The organism is Streptomyces sp. NPDC033180 (genome assembly GCF_055577645.1).
In genome coordinates, this window is sequence record NZ_JBVIPU010000012.1 from 231420 (window position 1) to 253342 (window position 21923).

Below are 21923 nucleotides of genomic sequence, written 5' to 3' on the forward strand. Positions count from 1 at the left end.
GGCCCCCTCCGGTTCATCGGTCGTTCCGTTCGCGCTCGCCGATGGCCGGTACGCGCGCGTGCACAGGCACCAAGGCATCCACTCCGATGAGTAAGGACCGCGTCAAGAGGGTTCGGGTCACGGGCACGTTCCGTTATGGAGCCGGTACGCGCCCGGGCGTCCCCGTTCACACGGTGTGTCCGGTTGCGGCCGGATCGTTATGCTCAATTTCCCCTCAGATGTAATGACGCTGGTCGCACCGGGTTATTACTGTCCTCCCAACCGAGGAGGATGGAGCAACAAGCCGTGACCGAAGTATCGGTGACCAAGGACGCCATACCGCCCGGGGCGGATGACCTGGTCGTGCTGAAGAACGTCAACAAGCACTTCGGCGCTCTGCACGTCCTCCAGGACATCGACCTGACCATCACCCGCGGTGAGGTCGTCGTCGTGATCGGCCCCTCCGGGTCGGGCAAGTCGACACTGTGCCGCGCCATCAACCGCCTGGAGACGGTCGAGTCGGGAGACATCTCGATCGACGGCAAGCCGCTGCCCCAGGAGGGCAAGGAGCTCGCCCGTCTCCGTGCGGACGTGGGCATGGTCTTCCAGTCCTTCAACCTTTTCGCGCACAAGACCGTGCTCGAGAACGTGATGCTGGGCCAGATCAAGGTGCGCAAGACGTCCAAGGCGGAGGCTGAGACGAAGGCGCGCGGTCTGCTGGACCGCGTAGGCGTCGCCTCGCAGGCCGACAAGTACCCCGCGCAGCTCTCCGGTGGCCAGCAGCAACGCGTCGCGATCGCCCGCGCGTTGGCCATGGACCCCAAGGTGATGCTCTTCGACGAGCCCACGTCGGCGCTCGACCCGGAGATGATCAACGAGGTCCTGGAGGTCATGCAGCAGCTCGCGCGCGACGGCATGACCATGGTCGTGGTCACCCACGAGATGGGCTTCGCACGCTCCGCGGCCAACCGCGTCGTCTTCATGGCGGACGGCCGGATCGTCGAAGAGGCCGTACCGGACCAGTTCTTCAGCAACCCGCGCAGCGACCGGGCCAAGGACTTCCTGTCGAAGATCCTTCACCACTGACGCATGACGCTCTCCTGCGTCTCAACTCTCTTCTGCCGACACAAAGGATGTTCACCATGAAGGCTCGCAAGGTCACCGCGGCTGCCGCTGCCGTACTGGCGCTCTCCGTCACCGCCACCGCCTGCGGTTCGGACGACAAGGACGACAAGGGTTCCGGTGGGGGCAAGAAGATCACCATCGGCATCAAGTTCGACCAGCCGGGTATCGGCCTGAAGACGCCGGACGGCTACACCGGCTTCGACGTCGATGTCGCGACCTACGTCGCCAAGGAGCTCGGCTACGAGGCCGGGGACATCGAGTGGAAGGAAACTCCCAGCGCGGACCGCGAGACCGCCCTGCAGCGTGGTGACGTGAAGTTCATCGCGGCGTCGTACTCGATCAACGACGAGCGCAAGGAGAAGGTCGACTTCGCGGGACCGTACCTTCTCGCTCACCAGGACCTGCTGGTCCGGTCGGATGACAAGATCACCAAGGGCACGGACCTCAACGGCAAGAAGCTCTGCTCCGTGACCGGCTCCACCTCCGCGCAGAACGTCAAGAAGGAAATCGCGCCGAAGGCCCAGCTGCGCGAGTACGGCACCTACTCCGAGTGCATCGACGGACTGGGCAGCGGCGCCGTCGACGCGCTGACCACGGACGACTCGATCCTCGCCGGCTACGCGGCGCAGGAGCAGTACAAGGGCAAGTACAAGCTCGCCGGCCTGAAGCTCACCAACGAGAACTACGGCATCGGCATCAAGAAGGGCGACTCCAAGCTCGAGGACCAGATCAACAAGGCCCTCGAGAAGATGGTTTCGGACAAGTCCTGGGACAAGGCCGTCAAGAAGAACTTCGGCCCTGCCAACTACAAGAACGAGCCCGCCCCGAAGATCGGCGACATCGTCAAGTGACCTCGTGGGAGCAGCTCCTGAAGCCGCTCCACTGACAGGGCACACGCCGGTACGCCGCCGCTCGGACGCGGCGGCGTACCTCGCCATCACCACATGCGAGAGCGCGGGAGATCGTGTTCGACTTTCTTGAAGACTACGACTTGCTCGATGCCTTTTGGATGACGGTGAAGCTCACCGTCTTCGCAGGCATCGGTTCCCTGGTCTGGGGCACTCTGCTGGCCGCCATGCGCGTCAGCCCGGTTCCGGTCATGCGTTGGTTCGGTACCGCCTACGTCAACATCGTGCGGAACATCCCGCTGACCGTCATCATCGTGTTCAGCTCGCTCGGGCTCGCCGATGTCTTCGGCATCACTCTGGGTGCGGGCAACGACTTCGACACGCTGGGCTTCCGTCTCGCGGTGCTCGGCCTCGGCGCCTATACGGCGGCGTTCGTGTGCGAGGCAGTGCGGTCCGGCATCAACACGGTGCCGGTGGGCCAGGCGGAAGCCGCACGTGCCCTCGGGCTGAGCTTCAGTCAGGTCCTCGGTCTCATCGTGCTGCCGCAGGCCTTCCGATCCGTGATCGGCCCTCTTACCAACGTATTGATCGCCCTGACCAAGAACACCACGGTCGCAGCGGCCATCGGTGTGGCGGAAGCGGCTCTGCTGATGAAGGAAATGATCGAAAATGAGGCGCAGTTGTTCCTCATCACCGCGATATTCGCCTTCGGATTCGTGGTGCTGACCCTGCCGACGGGCCTGATACTCGGGTGGCTCGGCAAGCGCCTGGCGGTGAAGCGATGACCTCCGTCCTCTACGACGCTCCTGGGCCCCGCGCCAGACGACGCAACGTCCTTCTCTCCCTGCTCTTTCTCGCGCTCCTGCTCCTGGGACTCTGGTGGGCCTGGAGCGCCATGTCCGACAAGGGGCAGCTGGAGTGGGCCAAGTGGGAGCCCTGGCTCGCCGACTCCGAGTCATGGACCACGTATCTGCTGCCAGGACTCGCGAACACGCTGAAGGCCGCGGGCCTCGCCATGGTGATCGCCCTTCCGCTGGGGGCGCTCTTCGGTATCGCACGGCTCTCCGACCACCGGTGGGTCAGGGTTCCCGCCGCCGTGGTCGTCGAGTTCTTCCGGGCGATCCCGGTGCTGATCCTGATGGTCTTCGCCAACCAGTTCTACTCGGCGTCCACCGACATCAGCGTCGACGCGCGCCCGATGTACGCAGTCGTCACCGGCCTGGTGCTCTACAACGCCTCGGTACTCGCCGAGATCGTGCGAGCGGGCATTCTGTCGCTGCCCAAGGGCCAGACGGAAGCGGCCAAGGCGATCGGCCTGCGCAAGGGCCAGACGATGACGAGCGTGCTGCTTCCGCAGTCCGTGACCGCGATGCTCCCGGCCCTCGTCAGCCAGCTCGTCGTGATCGTCAAGGACACCGCGCTCGGCGGCGCGATGCTCAGCTTCACCGAGCTGCTCAACGCCCGGAAGACGGCGGCGTCGTTCTACGCGAGCGTCATCCCCAGCTTCATCGTGGTCGCGGTGATCTACATCGTGCTGAACCTGATTCTCACCAGTCTGGCGTCGTGGCTGGAGCGCCGTATGCGACGGTCCAAGAAGAGCACGGGTGCCGTGGTGGGCCCCGAAGCGCTCGAGAACCTGGAAACGATCGGCCCCAAGACGATCCGTATGGACCACGGTGAAAACACCGGGGGCGGCGGCGGCTAGCAGCGGCCATCGACTCAGCGGCAGGGCAAAAGGAGGGGGCAGCGGCTTTGCGCCGCTGCCCCCCTCTTGCATAGGGGGCGGCAGCCCTTGTCACATACCGACCACTCCCAGTCTTGTCTGTCGACCGCCCCATCACACGTTCGCCCAAGCGCCACAGCAGTCGGGCGGCAACTTGACGCAGGCAGCAGCGGTGGGTTGCATACGTTCTGTGATCGTGCACCGGGCTCCAACTGCCAGTTCCTGTACGTATGTCCAGCGCTCCCGGGCCCTTGCGGCGGGAGGGTGCGCCCCGTGGACCCGGTGATCGTCGTCGGCGCGGGTCCCGTGGGGCTCACGCTCGCCCTGGCTCTCGCGCGTCACTCCGTCCCCACCGTCGTACTCGACGAAGGGCCCGGCAAGGACGAGCAGAGGCCCGCGCGGACGGTCGTCCTGCGGGATGACATCGCGGCACTCATGGAACGGCTCGCCGGTCACTCGTTCGGTGATCAGGAGTCGGGCGCGCGGTGGGGCGGCTGGCGTTCCCTGCGGCGCAAGCAGCTGATGCGGGAGTTCACGTTCAGTGATGAGGCGCCTGCCCCGCTGCATGTGCCCCAGCATGTGCTGACCGGTGCCCTGCGGGCGGCCATCGCCGAGGAGCGTCTGGTCAAGATCGCGGCGGAGAGCAAGCTCGACACCCTCGAACAGGACCCGGGCGGGCTGACCGCCCACACGCGCGGCCCCAAGGACGCCTGGTGGCGCGGCAGTTATCTGGTGGGGTGCGACGGGCCGCGCTCGACTGTGCGCAAGCTCCTCGACGTCCGCTTCCCGGGCCGTACGGCCGTCGAGCGACACGCCGTGGCCGCGCTGCGCACGGAACTTCCGGGACCCGGCGAAGCGTTGTTGCATCGGATGCCTCCGTGGCGCCACGGAGGCGCCGAGGTGACGGGCCGTCCGCTCGCCGGCGGGGTGTGGCGGCTCGACTGGCTGCTGCCGCCGCGCGGCGAGCTCGTGACACCCGATGCCCTCGTGGTGCGCATCCGCGAGACCCTCGCGGGCTGGTGCGACGGCGCCACACCGCCGTATGAACTGCTCGACACGGGCGTGCACACCGTCCACCACCGTCTGGCCCGCCGGTGGCGGGTCGGCCGCGCCTTCCTCGCGGGCGACGCCGCGCATCTGCTCGGCGCGCTCGGTACGCAAGGGCTCGACGAAGGACTGCGGGACGCGGACAATCTCGCCTGGAAGCTGGCGCTCGCCTGGCACCACGGCGCGCGGGACGCTCTCCTCGACAGCTACCAGACCGAGCGGCGGGCCAGTGTCGCCGCTCGCCTGCGCGCCGCCGACCAGTCGCTGCCGATACTGCGGGGCGGCAAAGGGCTGCGCTCCTATGTGCCGGGGTCGGCGCGCGGCCACGACACGCTCCTCGCCGATGGCCATGTGGGGCGCGGGCCCCTCGGCGCACCCGCGTCGTACGCGGAATCACCGCTGGCGCCCCCGCTTTCCGAGTCCGAGGTGGCGGTGGGCACGGAGCCGGGGGCGCCCGTGGCCGATGTACCGGTGACGGCGCCCGACGGGTCCTTGGTGCAGTTGCGCGATCGGCTCGGAGTGGGTCATCTGCTCGTCGTCCTCGTCGCGCCCGGCACGGTGGTGTGGGAGCGGCGGCACTGGGTGACGGCCGGGATCATGCCCCGGCTCGCCGCCGCCGTCACGGCGCTGCCGCACCCTGCGGAACTCCTCGTCGCGGAGAGTTACCCAGGAGCCCCCGCCCACTCGGTGCTGCTCATCCGCCCCGACGGTCACTTGGTCACCGCGCTCGGCGGCGTGCGGCCCGCCGAGTTGTATACGGCGGCCGAGGCGGCCCTCGGCGGGGCGGTTTCGAAGCGGCGTACGGACAGCGCGGAGACCACGGAAAAGGCGGAGGACACGGCCGCGGTGGGCCGTCCGACCACACAGTGAGAAGGAGTTGACCGGCACGCAGCGTCATGGTCTACTCCGAAACGTGACCGACACCGATGTGCGCCTGTGGCGGAGGGTCCATATGGACCTCGTCCGCTATGCGGGCTGCGTGTGTCGTCCGTCCTGCTGAATTCGCCCTCTTCTCCCTTGCGCGTTGCCCTCCTTGTGGCGCGCGCTTCCGCGAACCTCCAGGACGGTCCTCGTGTCTGCCTCTGTCTTCACCGCGCCCGCCTCCACGACGGCGCACGCGCCCACCGCCGCCGAGCTCCTCGATTTCGTACGCCGTAGCGCCGCCGATCCCGAGCTCATCGCCTCACTGCCGCTCGACCCCGAGGGCCGCACCTGGGTGCGCCTCGAAGGGCCCGGTGGCAGCGAGGCCTGGCTGATCGGCTGGCCGCCGGGCACCGGCACCGGCTGGCACGACCACGCGGAATCGGTCGGTGCCTTCCTCACCGCTGCCGGCACGCTCAAGGAGAACTCGCTCGCCGCCCGGCTGCCCACCGACGGCTGGAAGACCCTAGAGCTGTCCGAAGGGGTCGACCGCGAGCGGAAGTTGACGGCCGGCAAGGGCAGGGCGTTCGGCCAGAACCACGTGCATGAAGTGCTGAACGAGTCCACGAGCGAGCACGCCGTCTCCGTGCACGCCTACTACCCCCCGCTCCCGCGCATCCGCCGCTACAGCCGTACGGGCGCGGTCCTGCGCCTGGAGTCCGTGGAGCGCCCGGAGGACTGGCAGTGAGTGAGCATTCCGAAGGTGTACGCCACACTGACGCCCGCCCCAAGGACGAACCTCCCGTCGGCATCGACGAGTTGCTGGAGCGTGTGCGGCTCGACCTCGATCGGGTCACTCCGGAGGAGGCGCGTGACATCGCGGCCGCGGGGGGCCTCCTGGTCGACATCCGGTACGCCGCCTTGCGCGAGCGCGACGGCCTGATTCCCGGGGCTCTCGTCGTCGAGCGCAACGAACTGGAGTGGCGCCTGGACCCGCAGGGAAGCCACCGTGCCGTGGAGGCCGTGAGCCACGACCTGCGGGTCGTCGTGATCTGCAACGAGGGCTACGCGTCGAGTCTCGCCGCCGTCTCCTTGCGGCAGTTGGGGATGCGGCACGCGACCGACCTCATCGGCGGGTTCCAGGCGTGGAAGGCCGTCGGCCTCCCTGTCACCTCCGGCCTCCCTGTAACCGCCGGGCTTCCCGCCGGCGCCGGGCTTCCCAACTCGGGTTGATCAGGCTCACTCGCCGCCGGACCTTCGCCACCATGACGGGACACGCGAAGGGGCCGGGCCGCGGTTCGCACCGCGCTGCCCGGCCCTGACCTGGGCCCCACCCCCGCGAGGGCCCTGGCCGGTTCAGTCCCCGTCGTACCCCAAGTCCCCCGCGTCCTCGCCCTCTTCCTCGATGGCCTGCCGGACGATCCGGAGCGCCAGGCCTTCCGAGTAGCCCTTGCGGGCGAGCATGCCCGCGAGACGACGCAGCCGCTTGTCTCGGGCGAGGCCCCGCGTCGCCCGGAGCTTGCGGGCGACGAGCTCGCGTGCGGTCGCCTCCTCCTGCTCCGAGTCGAGCTGTCCGACGGCCTCCTCGATCAGCGTGGCGTCCACGCCTTTCGTACGCAGCTCCTGCGCGAGCGCCCGTCGGGCCAGGCCCCGGCCGTGGTGCCGGGACTCCACCCACGCACCCGCGAAGGCGCCGTCGTTGATCAGGCCGACCTCTTCGAAGCGGGTCAGCACTTCCTCCGCCACGTCTTCCGGGATGTCCCGTTTGCGCAGCGCGTCCGCCAGCTGTTTGCGCGTGCGCGGAGTCCCGGTGAGCAGCCGCAGACAGATCGCCCGCGCCCGCTCACCCGGATCCCCCGTCGGCGGCTCCCCCTTCTCGGCCCTCGACGAGGAAGGGGGGCCGCTGTCCTGTGCACCGCCACCCCGGCCTTCACCGAAGCCGCCACGCCGTCGGCGCCCTCTCCGGCCGCCGCCCCCGCGGAAGCCGGCGCTCTCGCCCTCCTGGTCGGCGCCGCCCTGATCCGCACCGTCCGCGAGGCCTCGGCTCGCGGGGTCGGTGTGGTGCTCGGAAGTGATCTGGTCCGCCCAGTCCGTGCGCCGCGTCATGGATCAGCTCTTGGCCGCGGCGGCCTTGGGCTTGGTGGCCTTGGTCGCCGGCGCGGGCACCGTCTTGGCGGCGTCCTCGGCTGCCGCACCCGCCGCACCCGCCGCGTCCTTGCCCGGTTCGGCGGTCGGCTCGTCGGCCTGCGGCTTCACGCCGACGCCCAGCTTCTCCTTGATCTTCCTCTCGATCTCGTTGGCGAGATCGGGGTTGTCCTTCAGGAAGTTGCGGGCGTTCTCCTTGCCCTGGCCGAGCTGGTCGCCCTCGTACGTGTACCAGGCGCCTGCCTTGCGGACGAAGCCGTTGTCCACGCCCATGTCGATCAGGCCGCCCTCGCGGCTGATGCCCTGGCCGTAGAGGATGTCGAACTCGGCCTGCTTGAAGGGCGGCGCGACCTTGTTCTTGACGACCTTGACGCGGGTGCGGTTGCCGACCGCGTCCGTGCCGTCCTTCAGGGTCTCGATCCGGCGGATGTCGAGCCGCACCGAGGCGTAGAACTTCAGCGCGCGGCCACCGGTCGTGGTCTCCGGCGAGCCGAACATCACGCCGATCTTCTCGCGGAGCTGGTTGATGAAGATCGCGGTGGTCTTGGACTGGTTGAGCGCACTGGTGATCTTCCGGAGCGCCTGGCTCATCAGGCGGGCCTGCAGACCCACGTGCGAGTCGCCCATCTCACCCTCGATCTCCGCACGCGGCACCAGGGCCGCGACGGAGTCGATGACGATCAGGTCGAGCGCGCCGGAGCGGACCAGCATGTCGACGATCTCCAGAGCCTGCTCGCCGTTGTCCGGCTGGGACAGGATCAGGTTGTCGATGTCGACGCCCAGCTTCTTCGCGTACTCGGGGTCGAGTGCGTGCTCGGCGTCCACGAAGGCGACGGCGCCGCCCGCGCGCTGTGCGTTCGCCACGGCGTGCAGCGTCAGCGTCGTCTTACCGGAGGACTCCGGTCCGTACACCTCCACCACACGGCCGCGCGGGATGCCTCCGACGCCGAGCGCGACGTCGAGCGCGGTCGACCCGGTGGGGATGACCTCGATGGGGTCGTTCGGCCGCTCGCCCATGCGCATCACTGCGCCCTTGCCGAATTGCCGTTCAATCTGCGCGAGCGCGGCTTCGAGCGCCTTCTCGCGGTCGGTTCCTGCCATGGGTTCCACCCGATTTGCTTGTGTCGATCGCTTCACGTCAATGACGCTAGCGCCTGCCACTGACAATCCGCCCCGACGCCCGTCCGGCCTGTGGATAACTCGAGGCGATCGCCCCGCCGAAATCCGCCGGAGCCCAGGGATCCCCCCGCGAAAACCCCGGGAAAACGCCGCCAGGCAACCCATAAGAACGGATGTTCGATTTTGGTGTCAAGCGCACCACGCGGCTCCCGCCGAGACTGCGGAGGAGACCTGGAGGGTGCCTACTCGCGCTCGCCCGAGCCCGATGCGGAGCCGGTGTCGCCCGACGCCTCCTCCGACGCGACCTCGGCCTCCGAAGCCGCCCCGGGGTGGTTCGGCCCGCGCATGGCACGTCTCACGCGCGTCAGGAGGGACACCCCGCCCTTGCGGCGGTGCCCGTGGACGCGCGGGTCGTCCGTGACGTCGTACCGCTTCACGTACGCCCCCAGGAAGGCCTGCAGGGTCGCGATCGCCGGGATGGAGATCAGGGCGCCGACCGCTCCGAGGAGTGCCGTGCCCGCGATGACCGACCCGAAGGCGACCGCCGGGTGGATGTCCACGCTCTTGGCGGTGAGCTTGGGCTGCAGGACGTAGTTCTCGAACTGCTGGTAGACCACGACGAAGATCAGCACCCACAGCGCGTACCAGGGATTGACCGTGAAGGCGATCAGCATCGGCAGCGCGCCCGCCAGATACGTGCCGATGGTGGGGATGAACTGCGAGACCAGGCCGACCCACACCGCGAGCACAGGCGCGTACGGCACGCCGAGGACCTGCAGCAGGACGTAGTGCGCGACTCCGGAGATCAGCGCCATCAGACCGCGCGAGTAGATGTAGCCGCCGGTCTTGTCGACCGCGATCTCCCAGGCGCGGAGCACTTCGGCCTGGCGGGCGGGCGGCAGCACCGAGCAGAGCGCACGGCGCAGCCGCGGGCCGTCGGCCGCGAAGTAGAACGAGAACAGCAGGACCGTCAGGAGCTGGAAGAGACCGCCGAGGACCTGCGCCGACACGTCCAGGACGCCGCTCGCGCTGTTCTGCACGTACTTCTGCAGCCAGTCCGAGTGGACCAGGCTGTCCTGGATCTCGACCCGGGACAGCTCCGTGTGGAACGTCTGGTTGATCCAGCTGATGACATCGTCGAGGTACTCGGGGAAGTCCTCGACCATGTCCACGATCTGGCCCGCGAGCATCGACCCCATGAGCGTGATGAAGCCGGCGCCCACGATCAGGACCCCGAGGAAGACCAGGAAGGTGGCGAAGCCCCTGCGCAGCCCGCGCGCGGCCATCCAGCTCACCGCGGGCTCTACCGCGAGCGCCAGGAAGAACGCGATCAGGACGTTGATCAGCAGACCGGTCAGCTGGTGGAAGGCCCAACTGCCCAGCTGGAAACAGGCGATGAGCGCGAGGGCGAGCACCATGGCGCGCGGCAGCCAGCGCGGCATGCTGGCGGCCCGCCCGGTCTCCGCCCCGTTCGGGGGCTGTGCGGGCGGCGTTGTGCCGAGTGGAGCTACGTCCTGAGTGACCTGCGCGGTCTCGTCTGTCGATGCCACGGGGCCAGTCTCGCCCACGCCACCGACATTCGACCGCCACCCCCGCGTCTTCGCACCCGACGGTGCTCGGGGCGGGTCACGGGCGGATGGCGAAGTGTCCGGCCGTCAGCGCCTTTCGGCCGGTACGTCCATCGCCGCGCACACAGCGCGCCAGACATCCTTGGCTTCCCAGCCCGCGTCCAGTGCCTGGTGCACCGTGCGCCCGCCGAGCTCGGCCATCACATGGTCGCGAGCGAACGAGTCGGCGTACCCCTGTCCGAAGTGGTCCGCCATCCGCTCCCAGAAAACCGTCAACCGCATGCCCTCAGTATCGCTCCCTTGAGAGTGCAGCCGGACGCAGGGGTGCTTACCGAAGGTGCTTTCCGGCCTACGGTCTGTGCATGGCCGAAACCGGAGCATCCCCGCACGCCGCGCACTCGCCGGTCGCACGCGCCGAGCACTTCGTCTGGCTCACCGCGCGCGTCCTCGAGCAGCGGCGGTTCGCGTACCACTTCCTGAGCGGCCCGGGTGGCACCGGAGCCGGCCCGTCGGCCGACGCGGTCGAGACCGCCCTGGCCGCGTACGGCACCGAGGACGGCGGGTACGGATACGCGCTCGAACCGGATCTGCGGGGCCCCGTCAGCCAGCCCCTGCACGCCGGCCACGCGCTGCGCGTCCTGGACTCGATCCGACGCTGCGGCGGGCAGCGGGTGGAGCGCGTGTGCCGCTATCTGACATCCGTGTCGACGGCTGACGGCGCCCTCCCGGCGATCCATCCCAGCCAACGCGGCTACCCCTCGGCGCCGTTCGTGCCCGTAGTGGACGATCCGCCGAGCGAACTCCTCGCCACCGGCCCCGTAGTGGGCCTGTTGCACCGCAACGAGGTGTGGCACGCCTGGCTGTTCAGGGCCACCGACTTCTGCTGGGCCGCGGTGGAGTCCCTGGAGAAGTCCCATCCGTACGAGATCGAGGCGGCCGTCGCCTTTCTCGACGGGGCACCCAACCGCCCGCGCGCGCAGGCTGCCGCCGACCGGCTCGGCAGGATCGCGCGGGAACAGAACCTCGTGACGCTCGACCCCGAGCGGTTGGACGCGTACCCCGTGGCTCCGGGCTACGCGCCGGGTGAGCACCACTTCGCGCACGACTACGCGAAAGCCCCCGAGTCGCTCTCGCGCGCGTGGTTCACCGACGAGGAAATGGCGCTCTCCCTGGACTTCCTCGAGCGGGAGCAGCAGGAGGACGGCGGCTGGCCGATCCGCTGGCGACAGTGGGCGCCCGGCAGCGCCCTCGAAGCCCGCCCGATCGTCACCATCGAGGCGCTGCGCACGCTACGGGCGTACGGACGGTCCATCGCCTGACGGGCCGTCCTCGGCCTCCCTCAGCAGCAGCGCCGCGATGGCGAGTGCTGTGCCGCGCGGCGCCGACAAGTCGATGCCGGTGCGTTCGCCGATCTTCGCCAGGCGGTTGTCGACGGTGTTGGGGTGCAGGCCGAGGGCGGCGGCGGTCGCCCTGCGCTCCTGCTGATGGCCGAGGTGGGTACGCAGCGTCTCCAGGAGCTCGGGGCGGTCGGCGACCGGGTCGAGCAGTGCGGAGATGAGGTGGCTGCTCTCGTTGCGGCGGGAGAGGTGGTACTCGAGGAGCACGTCCTCCATGCGGTACAGGCCCGGGGGCAGACCGCACGCGCGCGTGATGCGCAAAATCTCGGTCGCGGTCCGCGCCGCGTCCGTCACGGCCTCGGGCCCAGCGGCGTCCACGGCGGCCACGCGTACGGGAAGGTCGCAGGCCTTGCTGAGGCGGCGCGGCAGGTCATCGGACGGCCGGCACTCCTGGGGCACGATGACCCGTCCGCCGTCGAGCTCCAGGAGCGCGAGCACCTCCACCTCGAAGGCGTGGTCCAGGGCGGTCTGCACACGCCGCAACCGCCGCCGTACCGCTACGGGGCCCTCAGCAGGCGCCCCGTCGAAGCCGACCGCAAGGACGAGCGCGGGCCCCGCGAGGCGCAGCTGGTCGAGCAGCACATGACCGGGCGGCACCATGCCGTCGAGCAGACCGCGGACCAGGGACTTGCGCTGGGCGCGCTGCTCGGCCTCCAGGGCGGAACGCTCGTCCAGGTAGGTCTCGGCCACGGCACCGACGATGGCGGGGTGCGACTGCAGCAACACGTCCACGAGCTCGACCAGCGCCGATTCCTCGCCGGGGCGAGCCACGTCGCGCAGCGCCTGCCACAGGACGTAGACGCCCAGAGCGTGCGTGCGCAGCAGCAGGTGCAGCGGCATGCCCTCCTCCGCGCGCTGTGCGGCCCGCTCGCGGAAGAGCCGGTGGCTGCCGGGCCGATCGGAGACGTGGCGCAGGAACAGACGCACACCGTGGCGTGCGGTCGCGGCTATCTCCAGGTCCTTCACGTCGTCGGGGAGCTCCGCGTAGCCGGGCAGCTCCTCGAACGACTCACGGGCCATCCTGCGGGCCAGTTCGTCGACCCGGGGCTCACAGCGCGCCGCCAGGGATCTCGCCTCGGAGGACAGGGCCACGGTGTCTCCTCTCCGGGGGCGGGGCCGCGGTTGTGACGCGTCACATTACCCACGGGACCTGTGTGTGACGGGAGCGGGTGTTCGATCACGCGGCAGGGTCCGAAACTCGTGACCTGTGGCCATCCACCCCAACGCACACGAGGAGCCGCGGGCATGACCGAGCACAAGGCAGTGGACTATTCCGAGTACATCGACCGGGTCTGGCGGGGTGAGGAGACACTTCTGGCCCACCTCACCGGCGCGTACACCGGGGACGAACTGGTGCGGCTCGGCGAACGGGCGCGGTTCTTCCCGGCGTTCGCGAACGTCGCGGTGTTCGACACCGGCGACGGGGTGGTGCTCGTCGACTCCGGGGATTTCCGCACGGCGCAGCAACTGCACGCGCCGGTCGGCCGATTCGGCGCGGGGCCGGTACGTTCCGTGGTGTACACGCACGGCCATGTGGACCACGTCTTCGGAGTGTTCCCCTTCGACCGCGAAGCGGAGGCGACGGGCGGCCGGCCGCCCGAGGTGATCGCCCACGAAGGCGTCACCGCACGCTTCGACCGCTACATCCGGACCGCGGGATACAACTCCTGGATCAACCGCAAGCAGTTCGGAGTGCCCTCCCTGGAGTGGCCCACCACGTACCGCTACCCGGACACCGTCTACCGGGACCGCCATACCGTGCGCCGCGGCGAGCTGACCTTCGAGCTGGTCCACGCGCGCGGGGAGACCGATGACCACACCTACGTGTGGATACCAGAACTCAAAACGCTGTGCACGGGCGACCTGTTCATCTGGAACTCGCCGAACGCCGGCAATCCCCAGAAGGCGCAGCGCTACCCGGAGGACTGGGCACGAGCCCTGCGCGCCATGCAGGAACTCGGCGCCGAACTGCTGCTCCCCGGGCACGGCGTCCCCATCGTGGGCGCCGAACGCGTACACCAGGCGCTCGACGACACCGCACGGCTCCTGGAGTCGCTGTGCGAGCAGACCAGGGCGCTGATGAACGCCGGCCACCGACTGGACGCCGTCATCCACGGCGTGAAGGTCCCGGAGGAACTCCTCGCGAAGCCGTACCTCCACCCCGCCTACGACGAGCCGGAGTTCGTCGTACGCAACCTCTGGCGGCTCTGGGGTGGCTGGTACGACCAGAACCCCGCCCACCTCAAGCCGGCCCCGGAGGCGGCGCTCGCGGCCGAGTTCGCGAAGGCCGCGGGAGGCGCCCACGCCTTGGCGCAGCGGGCCGCACAGCTGCTGGCCGACGGCGAGCTACGACTGGCCGCGCATCTGGCGGAGACGGCCGCGCTGGCCGCACCCGCCGATGCCGGGGTGGCACGCGTGCGTGCCGAGGTGTACGCGCTGCGTGCCCTCCAGGAGACGTCGACCATGGCGCGCGGTGTCTTCAACTGGGCGGCCGCGGAGTCGGCCGCCGTGGCCGAAGGCACGGACCTGGAGATGGAGTTGACGCGCACCCCGGAGGGTCGCAGCCGCGCCGCCGGGGCGATCAGTGTCGGCGTGATCGACGGCGAAGACGGCTGCTGCGGATGAGCGGGGCCTGGCGGAACACGTGGCTGCTCGGTCGGCTGGGACCTCCACCAGGCGGGCACTCTGGTGGGCGTGGGAGCCCTCGCGAACGGCGCGGTGCTCCTCGCGCACGGCCTGCTCGCGCAGCGTTCCACACGGCGGGGCGGCACACCCCGGCTGCCGGTGGGCGCGGGAGCCGGGCTGCTCATGACGGTGGCGGGCTGCGCCGTCGCCACGTTCGGATCGACGGACTCCATGTGGGTCAAGGTGCCTCTGATGATGGGCCCGATGGCCCTGGCCATGGTGATGCTCACCGTGGCTTCCACGGCCTGCGCCCAGATCGCTCCACCCGCCCGGCGGGGCCTCGTCCTCGGTGTGCTGACCTTCGTCTATGCGCTCGGCGGGATCCTCTCCCCCTTGGTCCTCGGCGGCATGGTGGACCGCGCCGCCACGGTGTCCGCGGGCTACGAGCAAGGCTGGCTGCTGACGTCGGGGCTGCTGCTGACCGCCGGCGTCCTCGCGGCCCTCTTCTGCCGTCCGGAGAAGGCCGCGCGGCGGCTCGGAGTCCCCGAAACGACGGGGACAGAGACGCCGGTCAGCCCATGAGCGCCCGCGCCCCCGCGGTGACGGCCACCGCCGCTCCGATGACGACCAGGAAGGGGGCGCGCAGCAGCAGCGCCACGGCCGCCGCGGCGAGCCCCAGGGCTTTGGCGTCGAGCTCCAGGACCCGCCCTTCGGCGAAGGCCTGCTGGGCCGTGAGCGCGGCTAGCAGCGCCACCGGCAGCAGGGCGGCCATGCGCTTGACGAGCGGGCGCTCCAGGGCGCCCGCCGGGACCAACAGGCCCGCGAGCTTCACGAGGTAACAACCGACGAAGGTCACTCCGATCGCGATCCAGATGTTCAACGGTCTTCCCTCTGCGTCTCGCTCTGCATGTCGTTCTGCGTCACGTTCTGCCTGTCGTTCTGGGCGTCATCGGGAGATGCGGCTCCCTTGGCGGATGCCTTGCGGCCCTCTACGTAGAGCGCCACCGGCACGGCCAGCGCGGCCACCAGAACCGGCACCCCCGCAGGCAGCACGGGCAGTAGACCGAGCCCCAGGACGACCGCGACCGCCGCCACGGCCCGCTCCGTAGTCGTCCGCAGCATCGGCGCGAGCAGCGCCAGGAAGACCGCTGGTCCCGCGGCATCGAGCCCCCACACGTCGGTGTCACCGATGGCCTCGGCACCGAGCGCCCCGAGGAGCGTGGTGAGGTTCCACAGCACGTAGAGGCTCAGCCCGGTGACGGTGAAACCGATGCGGGCGGCGTGCCGGGTCGGCTGTGCGAGCGAGACGGCGGTGGTCTCGTCGATCACCCAGTGGGCGGCGAACGGGCGCACCGCGCGCGGAAGGGCCAGCAGTTGCGAGAGCCGCAGCCCGTAGAACGCGTTGCGTACGCCGAGGAAGAAGGCGCCCGCCGCCGCGGTGAACGGGTTGCCGCCGCCCGCCAGCGCCCCGACCAGTGCGAACTGCGAGGCCCCGGTGAAGACCAGCAGGCTGAGCGCGCAGGTCTGGAGCACAGTGAGGCCGCTGCCCGCCGAGGTCACTCCGAAGGCGAAGCCGGAGAGTCCGACGGCGATCCCGACCCCGAGGGCGTCGCGGACGACGGCGGAGTCGGGTTTCTCCGGTGAGCCGGTGGGGCGGTCGTCGTGCTCGATCAGGCCTGGGGTTATGCCTGCGCGTGTCGTTTGTTCTGCCACACGCCGGACGGTACGAGCAGGGCCGATTCCCCGTCTTGTACGTTCTTGCGCTCACGCTGGTACGCCCCCGGCGGCACCCCGACGATCCGCGTGAAGTGCCGGTTCAGGTGCGGCTGGTCGGTGAAGCCCACGGCGACGGCCGCTTCGGCGGGGGTCGTTCCCGCGTCCAGGAGGCGCAGTGCGGCGCGAACCCGCGTGTCGGTGAGCCACGCGTGCGGAGGCATCCCGTACGCGTCGCGAAAAGCCCGCAGCAGCGCGAAGGGGCCGACTCCGAGATCGGTGGCGAGCCGCTCCAGACTCGGCGGCTCGGCGAGCCGCTCCTCCAGGACGGCACGCGCGCGTGCCGCGACCCCGGCACCCGCCGTGCGCAGCGCACGCTCAGGGAGCGGCCCGCCGTTCAGCCGCAGCAGCCGGGTCACGGCCACCCGCAGCAGCGTGTCGGCGGCCAGCGCGTTGCCCTCCTCGGCGGCTCGCAGCACCCGGTGGACGAGAGTCACGGCGTATGGGTCCTCGAGCACCGGTCGGATGAAGCCGGGGGTTCCTCGAACGGTGGTGGTCTCCGCGGCGATGGCCGCGACCAGTTCCGGTGACGGGTAGACCGCGGCGTACCGCCAGCCCTCGGGCGCACCGGCCCGGCCCGTGTGCGGCGTGTCGGGGTTGACCAGGGCCAGGGTCCCCGGCCCCGCGTGCTGATCGGCGCCGCCGTGGTGGAAGACGTCGACGCCCTCGGCGATCGCGGCGATCACGAAGTGCTCGTGGGTGTGCCGCACGAACGTCTTGTTGATGTAGTGGGCACGCAGCAGGTCGACCCCGGGCAGCTCCGCGTACCGCCAGTGCCGCGCCTGCTCCGCCGAACCTGCCATGACCCCATTCTGCGCCAGCCACGCAAACCCTTTTCCGCAGGTCGGCGCCGTTGTCAGTGGCGGGGTGCACGATGGGGTCATGGTCAGGTCCGCATCCAGTGCTCCCGGCGCCCCCGGCGCCCTCGATGGGTTCTCCCCCGCGACCCGCAGCTGGTTCACGGGGGCTTTCTCCGCGCCCACGTCCGCGCAGGCCGGGGCGTGGAAGGCCATCGGCGAGGGCTCGGACGTGCTGGTCGTCGCGCCCACCGGCTCGGGCAAGACGCTGGCCGCGTTCCTCGCCGCCCTCGACCAGCTGGCCTCGACCCCGCCGCCCGCCGACCCCAAGAAGCGCTGCCGGGTGCTGTACGTGTCTCCGCTGAAGGCCCTCGCGGTCGACGTGGAGCGCAATCTGCGCAGCCCGCTGACCGGCATTCGTCAGGAGTCCGTGCGCCTCGGGCTCGCCGAGCCCGAGGTGCGGGTCGGTATCCGCTCGGGCGACACCCCGCCCGCCGAGCGCCGTTCCCTCGCCACGCGCCCGCCGGACATCCTGATCACCACCCCCGAGTCGCTCTTCCTGATGCTCACCTCCGCCGCGCGGGACGCGCTGGCCGGCATCGAGACGGTGATCCTGGACGAGGTGCACGCCGTCGCGGGCACCAAGCGCGGCGCCCATCTCGCCCTCTCCCTGGAGCGGCTCGACGAGCTGCTGCCCCGGCCCGCCCGCCGCATCGGCCTGTCGGCGACCGTCCGTCCGGTGGACGAGGTGGCGCGCTATCTCTCCCCGCAGCGCAGGGTGGAGATCGTCCAGCCGCCGTCCGGCAAGGAGTTCGACCTGTCCGTGGTCGTGCCGGTCGAGGACCTCGGGGAGCTGGGCGGTTCCCCGGTCGCCGACTCCGACCAGGGCGCGGAGCGCCCCTCGATCTGGCCGCATGTCGAGGAGCGCATCACCGACCTCGTCCAGGCGCACCGCTCGACCATCGTGTTCGCCAACTCACGCCGTCTCGCGGAGCGCCTGTGCAACAGGCTCAACGAGATCGCGTACGAACGCGCGACGGGCGAGCCCCTCCCCGAAGACCACTCCCCCGCGGAGCTGATGGCCGAGGCGGGCGCGGCCAAGGGCGCCCCTCCGGTCCTCGCCCGCGCCCACCACGGCTCGGTCTCCAAGGAGCAGCGCGCGCTCGTCGAGGAGGACCTGAAGGCCGGCCGCCTGCCGGCGGTCGTCGCCACCTCCAGCCTGGAACTGGGCATCGACATGGGCGCGGTGGACCTCGTGGTCCAGGTCGAGTCACCGCCCTCCGTGGCCTCCGGCCTGCAGCGGGTCGGCCGGGCGGGACACCAGGTGGGCGCGGTCTCCACCGGCGTCGTCTTCCCCAAGTACCGAGGGGACCTGGTGCAGGCCGCCGTGGTCACCGAGCGGATGCGGACCGGCTCCATCGAGTCGCTGCGCATCCCGGCCAACCCGCTGGACGTCCTTGCGCAGCAGCTCGTCGCGACGGTCTCCCTGGACACCTGGCAGGTCGATGACCTCCTTGCCCTGGTCCGCCGGGCGGCCTCCTTCGCCTCGCTCCCCGAGTCGGCGTTCACGGCCGTCCTGGACATGCTCGCGGGACGCTATCCGTCGGACGCCTTCGCGGAGTTGCGCCCCCGGGTGGTGTGGGACCGCGTCGCCGGCACCGTCACCGGGCGGCCGGGCGCGCAGCGCCTCGCGGTCACCTCCGGGGGCACGATTCCCGACCGCGGCCTCTTCGGGGTCTTCCTCGCCGGTGCCGACCCCAAGAAGGGCGGCGGCCGCGTCGGAGAGCTCGACGAGGAGATGGTCTACGAATCCCGGGTGGGCGATGTCTTCACGCTCGGCACCAGTTCCTGGCGCATCGAGGACATCACACGCGACCGCGTGCTCGTCTCCCCCGCTCCCGGCGTCCCGGGCCGCCTCCCCTTCTGGAAGGGCGACCAACTGGGCCGCCCGCTCGAACTGGGCCGTGCGGTGGGCGCGTTCCTCCGGGAGGTCGGCTCCCTCTCGCGTGACGACGCGCGCGTGCGCCTGCTGGCAGCGGGCTTGGACGAGTGGGCCGCCGACAACGTCCTGACGTACCTCTCCGAACAGCGTGAGGCCTGCGGCCACATCCCGGACGACCGCACGATCGTGGTCGAGCGGTTCCGCGACGAGCTGGGCGACTGGCGGGTCGTGGTGCACTCCCCGTTCGGCGCGCAGGTGCACGCCCCCTGGGCCCTGGCCCTCGCCTCCAGGCTGACCGAGCGGTATGGCATGGACGCCCAGGTCATGCACGCCGACGACGGCATCGTGCTGCGGCTGCCGGACGCCGACCTGATGAGCCTGGACCTGCTCGACCAGGAACCCACCGACCGCCCTTTGGAGTACGACAGCGAGCAGGCCCCCGTAGGCGCGGGAGACGTCGCCTTCGACAAGGGCGAGGTCAACCAGATCGTCACCGATCAGGTGGGCGGCTCGGCTCTGTTCGCCTCGCGCTTTCGCGAGTGCGCCGCCCGCGCGCTGCTGCTGCCGCGCCGCAGCCCCGGAAAGCGCACGCCTCTGTGGCAGCAGCGCCAGCGCGCCGCGCAACTGCTCCAGGTGGCGAGCGAGTTCGGTTCGTTCCCCATCGTCCTGGAGGCGGTCAGAGAGTGCCTCCAAGACGTCTTCGACGTCCCCGGCCTCACAGAACTGATGGGCGACATCGAGTCCCGCAAGGTCCGGCTCGTCGAAGTCACCACTCCCGAGCCGTCCCCGTTCGCCCGCTCGCTCCTGTTCGGGTACGTGGCGCAGTTCCTGTACGAGGGTGACTCACCGCTCGCCGAGCGGCGCGCGGCGGCCCTCTCCCTGGACTCCCGGCTGCTCTCGGAGCTCCTGGGCCAGGCCGAGCTGCGCGAGCTGCTGGACGCGGACGTCCTCACGGAACTGGAGCAGGAGCTCCAGTGGCGCACGGAGGACCGCCGCATCAAGGACGCCGAGGGTGTCGCCGACCTGCTGCGCCTTCTCGGGCCGCTCACCACAGCCGAGTTGGCAGAGCGCGGTGCCGAGCCCGAGTGGGCGCAGGAGCTTGCCTCCGCCCGCCGCGCGATCAACGTCCGCATCGCGGGGGCCGACCACTGGGCGGCGATCGAGGACGCGGGCCGGCTGCGCGACGCGCTGGGCACCGCGCTGCCGGTCGGCGTCCCGGAGGCGTTCACGGAACCCGTGAAGGACCCCCTCGGTGACCTCGTCGGGCGGTACGCACGCACGCACGGCCCGTTCACTTCGGCGACGGCGGCGGCCCGCTTCGGCCTCGGAGCCGCGGTAACCGAGGGTGCGCTGCAACGCCTTGCAGCCAACGGACGTGTCGTACAAGGAGAGTTCCATCCGGCGGGCATCGGCCAGGAGTGGTGCGACGCCGCCGTCCTGCGCCGGCTGCGCCGCCGCTCCCTCGCGGCCCTGCGGCATGAGTTGGAGCCGGTGCCGCCCGCCGCCCTCGCCCAGTTCCTGCCCCAATGGCAGAACTTGAGCGGGCACGGACTGCGGGGCGTGGACGGACTGGTGCGCGCCGTCGAGCAGTTGCAGGGAGCGACCGTGCCCGCGTCCGCGCTCGAGAAGCTCGTCCTGCCCTCCCGTGTCTCCGGCTACGCGCCCGCGATGCTCGACGAACTCACCGCCGCCGGAGAAGTGGTGTGGGCCGGGGCCGGAGCCCTCCCCGGAAAGGACGGATGGGTCTCCCTCTACCTGGCCGACGCCGCACCCCTTCTCCTGCCGCCTGCTCATCCGCTGGAGCTCACCGCGCTCCACCAGTCGGTCCTCGACGCCCTCTCCGGGGGGTACGGCCTCTTCTTCCGGCAGATCGCCGACCAGGTCCGCGCCACGACCCACCCCGAGGCATCCGACCCCCAACTGGCCGATGTCATCTGGGATCTGGCCTGGTCCGGACGGCTCACGAACGACACCCTCGCCCCGATGCGCTCCCTCCTCGGCTCGGGTCGCACCGCGGGCTCCACGGCCCACCGCGCCAAGCGCTCCGCCCCTCGCGGGCGCTATGGCACGCTGACCACCGCCGCCCGCCCCACGTCGCGTACGGGCCCGCCGACCGTAGCGGGCCGCTGGTCACTGCTCCCCGCCCACGAGCCCGACCTCACCCTGCGTGCCCACGCCCTGGCCCGCACTCTCCTGGACCGGCACGGCGTGGTCACCCGGGGGGCGGTCGCGGCCGAGGGAGTCGAGGGCGGCTTCTCGGCGACGTACCGCGTCCTGTCCGCCTTCGAGGACAGCGGTCAGGCGCGGCGCGGCTATGTGGTCGAGGGTCTTGGCGCCGCCCAGTTCGCCATGGACGGCGCGGTGGACCGGCTGCGCGCGGCGGCGAACGCCCGCGACCGCGCCGACAGTTCACCGGCCGCCATGAACTACTCCCCGCGCCCCTCGGAGACCCAGGCCATCGTCCTGGCCGCCGCCGACCCGGCCAACGCGTACGGAGCCGCACTTCCCTGGCCCGACCCGCCCACCGACGCGGGGCACAAGCCGGGCCGCAAGGCAGGCTCCCTGGTCGTCCTCGTCGACGGCGAACTGACCCTCTACATGGAGCGGGGCGGCAAGACCCTGCTGGCGTGGCCCGCGACCCCGCAGGACGACACCCCGGCCACCGAGGACGCCCGGCTGCACGCGGCCGCCGCGGCCCTCGCCGCGGCGGCCCGAGCGGGCTCACTCGGCACGGTCACGGTCGAGCGCATCAACGGCGGCTCCGCCCTGACCTCCCCCTTCGCCCCTCTCCTGGAAGGAACAGGCTTCCACGCCACCCCCCGGGGCCTCCGCCTGCGCGCCTAGCCACGGCAACCACCCGGGCCAGCCGCCCCCGGGCCCCGAGCCGGCCACGCCATGCCACACCGCACGCCGCCCTCCCAACCCCACGCGCCCCTCCCCCACACCTGACCCCCACCCCACCCCCGACATGCCA

Annotated in this window: 19 protein-coding genes and 1 pseudogene; 12 read left to right on the forward strand and 8 right to left on the reverse strand. The window is 70.7% G+C overall.

Annotated elements, in window-relative coordinates:
- The first annotated feature begins 285 nt into the window (after positions 1-285).
- The 8 genes from ACZ5WE_RS28520 to ACZ5WE_RS28555 all read left to right on the forward strand — a co-directional run bounded on the left by ACZ5WE_RS28520 (position 286) and on the right by ACZ5WE_RS28555 (position 6816).
- Positions 286-1065 carry an amino acid ABC transporter ATP-binding protein gene (locus ACZ5WE_RS28520; protein ID WP_160507590.1) on the forward strand — a complete coding sequence of 260 codons (780 nt, stop codon included), beginning with the start codon at positions 286-288 and terminating at the stop codon, positions 1063-1065.
- Between the two features lie 56 nt (positions 1066-1121).
- Positions 1122-1955 carry a glutamate ABC transporter substrate-binding protein gene (locus ACZ5WE_RS28525; protein WP_467688502.1) on the forward strand — a complete coding sequence of 278 codons (834 nt, stop codon included), beginning with the start codon at positions 1122-1124 and terminating at the stop codon, positions 1953-1955.
- 113 nt (positions 1956-2068) lie between these two features.
- Positions 2069-2737 carry an amino acid ABC transporter permease gene (locus ACZ5WE_RS28530; protein ID WP_467688504.1) on the forward strand — a complete coding sequence of 223 codons (669 nt, stop codon included), beginning with the start codon at positions 2069-2071 and terminating at the stop codon, positions 2735-2737.
- Positions 2734-3657, forward strand: coding sequence for an amino acid ABC transporter permease (locus ACZ5WE_RS28535; RefSeq protein WP_467688506.1), 924 nt, complete (start codon positions 2734-2736; stop codon positions 3655-3657). The genes ACZ5WE_RS28530 and ACZ5WE_RS28535 overlap by 4 nt, the downstream gene beginning before the upstream one ends.
- A gap of 291 nt (positions 3658-3948) precedes the next feature.
- Positions 3949-5592 (forward strand): FAD-dependent monooxygenase, encoded by a 1644-nt coding sequence (locus ACZ5WE_RS28540; protein ID WP_467688507.1) that lies wholly within the window; start codon positions 3949-3951, stop codon positions 5590-5592.
- 58 nt (positions 5593-5650) lie between these two features.
- The gene (locus ACZ5WE_RS28545; protein ID WP_309544753.1) at positions 5651-5722 is read left to right on the forward strand and encodes a putative leader peptide; all 72 of its coding nucleotides are present in this window, start codon (positions 5651-5653) and stop codon (positions 5720-5722) included.
- A 72-nt stretch (positions 5723-5794) separates the two neighbouring features.
- Positions 5795-6331, forward strand: a complete 537-nt coding sequence (locus ACZ5WE_RS28550) for a cupin domain-containing protein (protein WP_467688509.1) — start codon at positions 5795-5797, stop codon at positions 6329-6331.
- Positions 6328-6816 (forward strand): rhodanese-like domain-containing protein, encoded by a 489-nt coding sequence (locus tag ACZ5WE_RS28555; RefSeq protein WP_467688511.1) that lies wholly within the window; start codon positions 6328-6330, stop codon positions 6814-6816. The genes ACZ5WE_RS28550 and ACZ5WE_RS28555 overlap by 4 nt, the downstream gene beginning before the upstream one ends.
- 123 nt (positions 6817-6939) lie before the next feature.
- On the opposite strand, the gene recX is transcribed toward ACZ5WE_RS28555, so the two are convergent.
- The 4 genes from recX to ACZ5WE_RS28575 form a co-directional block, all read right to left on the reverse strand.
- Positions 6940-7689 (reverse strand): recombination regulator RecX, encoded by a 750-nt coding sequence (gene recX / locus ACZ5WE_RS28560; protein ID WP_467688512.1) that lies wholly within the window; start codon positions 7687-7689, stop codon positions 6940-6942.
- A 3-nt stretch (positions 7690-7692) separates the two neighbouring features.
- Complete coding sequence (gene recA, locus ACZ5WE_RS28565) at positions 7693-8829, reverse strand: recombinase RecA (protein WP_467688514.1); 1137 nt, start codon at positions 8827-8829, stop codon at positions 7693-7695.
- Between the two features lie 260 nt (positions 8830-9089).
- Positions 9090-10397 carry an AI-2E family transporter gene (locus tag ACZ5WE_RS28570; RefSeq protein ID WP_467688516.1) on the reverse strand — a complete coding sequence of 436 codons (1308 nt, stop codon included), beginning with the start codon at positions 10395-10397 and terminating at the stop codon, positions 9090-9092.
- 105 nt (positions 10398-10502) lie between these two features.
- Entirely contained in the window at positions 10503-10697 is a 195-nt protein-coding gene (locus ACZ5WE_RS28575) for a DUF3046 domain-containing protein (protein WP_367045344.1), read from the reverse strand.
- 80 nt (positions 10698-10777) lie between these two features.
- On the opposite strand from ACZ5WE_RS28575, the gene ACZ5WE_RS28580 reads away from it, so the two are divergent.
- A complete protein-coding gene (locus tag ACZ5WE_RS28580; RefSeq protein WP_467688518.1) occupies positions 10778-11734 on the forward strand; it encodes a hypothetical protein in 957 nt (318 codons plus the stop codon).
- On the opposite strand, the gene ACZ5WE_RS28585 is transcribed toward ACZ5WE_RS28580, so the two are convergent.
- Complete coding sequence (locus tag ACZ5WE_RS28585; RefSeq protein WP_467688520.1) at positions 11705-12904, reverse strand: PucR family transcriptional regulator; 1200 nt, start codon at positions 12902-12904, stop codon at positions 11705-11707. The genes ACZ5WE_RS28580 and ACZ5WE_RS28585 overlap by 30 nt on opposite strands.
- Before the next feature lie 153 nt (positions 12905-13057).
- Between ACZ5WE_RS28585 and ACZ5WE_RS28590 the strand changes: the two genes are divergently transcribed.
- On the forward strand, positions 13058-14437 hold the full coding sequence (locus tag ACZ5WE_RS28590) for an alkyl sulfatase dimerization domain-containing protein (protein ID WP_467688522.1): 1380 nt from the start codon (positions 13058-13060) through the stop codon (positions 14435-14437).
- Positions 14438-14479: 42 nt separating this feature from the next.
- A pseudogene (locus ACZ5WE_RS28595) lies at positions 14480-15019 on the forward strand (MFS transporter); the annotation flags it as partial.
- On the opposite strand, the gene ACZ5WE_RS28600 reads toward ACZ5WE_RS28595, so the two are convergent.
- From ACZ5WE_RS28600 to ACZ5WE_RS28610, 3 genes are read right to left on the reverse strand one after another with little or no spacing between them, the layout of a single operon-like run.
- A complete protein-coding gene (locus tag ACZ5WE_RS28600) occupies positions 15009-15317 on the reverse strand; it encodes an AzlD domain-containing protein (protein WP_467688524.1) in 309 nt (102 codons plus the stop codon). The pseudogene ACZ5WE_RS28595 and the gene ACZ5WE_RS28600 sit on opposite strands and share 11 nt — an antisense overlap.
- A complete protein-coding gene (locus ACZ5WE_RS28605; RefSeq protein WP_467688577.1) occupies positions 15314-16123 on the reverse strand; it encodes an AzlC family ABC transporter permease in 810 nt (269 codons plus the stop codon). Before ACZ5WE_RS28605 ends, ACZ5WE_RS28600 begins: the two co-directional genes overlap by 4 nt.
- On the reverse strand, positions 16120-17013 hold the full coding sequence (locus ACZ5WE_RS28610; RefSeq protein WP_467688525.1) for an AraC family transcriptional regulator: 894 nt from the start codon (positions 17011-17013) through the stop codon (positions 16120-16122). The genes ACZ5WE_RS28605 and ACZ5WE_RS28610 overlap by 4 nt, the downstream gene beginning before the upstream one ends.
- A gap of 79 nt (positions 17014-17092) precedes the next feature.
- On the opposite strand from ACZ5WE_RS28610, the gene ACZ5WE_RS28615 reads away from it, so the two are divergent.
- A complete protein-coding gene (locus ACZ5WE_RS28615; protein WP_467688527.1) occupies positions 17093-21793 on the forward strand; it encodes an ATP-dependent helicase in 4701 nt (1566 codons plus the stop codon).
- Positions 21794-21923 lie beyond the last annotated feature (130 nt).

What these genes read in the sequence shown, in the direction of transcription:
- ACZ5WE_RS28525 (WP_467688502.1), top strand. Translation starts at nt 1,122, where the DNA reads ATGAAGGCTCGCAAGGTCACCGCGGCTGCCGCTGCCGTACTGGCGCTC.
- ACZ5WE_RS28535 (WP_467688506.1), top strand. Translation starts at nt 2,734, where the DNA reads ATGACCTCCGTCCTCTACGACGCTCCTGGGCCCCGCGCCAGACGACGC.
- recX (WP_467688512.1), bottom strand. Translation starts at nt 7,689, where the DNA reads ATGACGCGGCGCACGGACTGGGCGGACCAGATCACTTCCGAGCACCAC.
- recA (WP_467688514.1), bottom strand. Translation starts at nt 8,829, where the DNA reads ATGGCAGGAACCGACCGCGAGAAGGCGCTCGAAGCCGCGCTCGCGCAG.
- ACZ5WE_RS28575 (WP_367045344.1), bottom strand. Translation starts at nt 10,697, where the DNA reads ATGCGGTTGACGGTTTTCTGGGAGCGGATGGCGGACCACTTCGGACAG.
- ACZ5WE_RS28580 (WP_467688518.1), top strand. Translation starts at nt 10,778, where the DNA reads ATGGCCGAAACCGGAGCATCCCCGCACGCCGCGCACTCGCCGGTCGCA.
- ACZ5WE_RS28590 (WP_467688522.1), top strand. Translation starts at nt 13,058, where the DNA reads ATGACCGAGCACAAGGCAGTGGACTATTCCGAGTACATCGACCGGGTC.
- ACZ5WE_RS28610 (WP_467688525.1), bottom strand. Translation starts at nt 17,013, where the DNA reads ATGGCAGGTTCGGCGGAGCAGGCGCGGCACTGGCGGTACGCGGAGCTG.
- ACZ5WE_RS28615 (WP_467688527.1), top strand. Translation starts at nt 17,093, where the DNA reads ATGGTCAGGTCCGCATCCAGTGCTCCCGGCGCCCCCGGCGCCCTCGAT.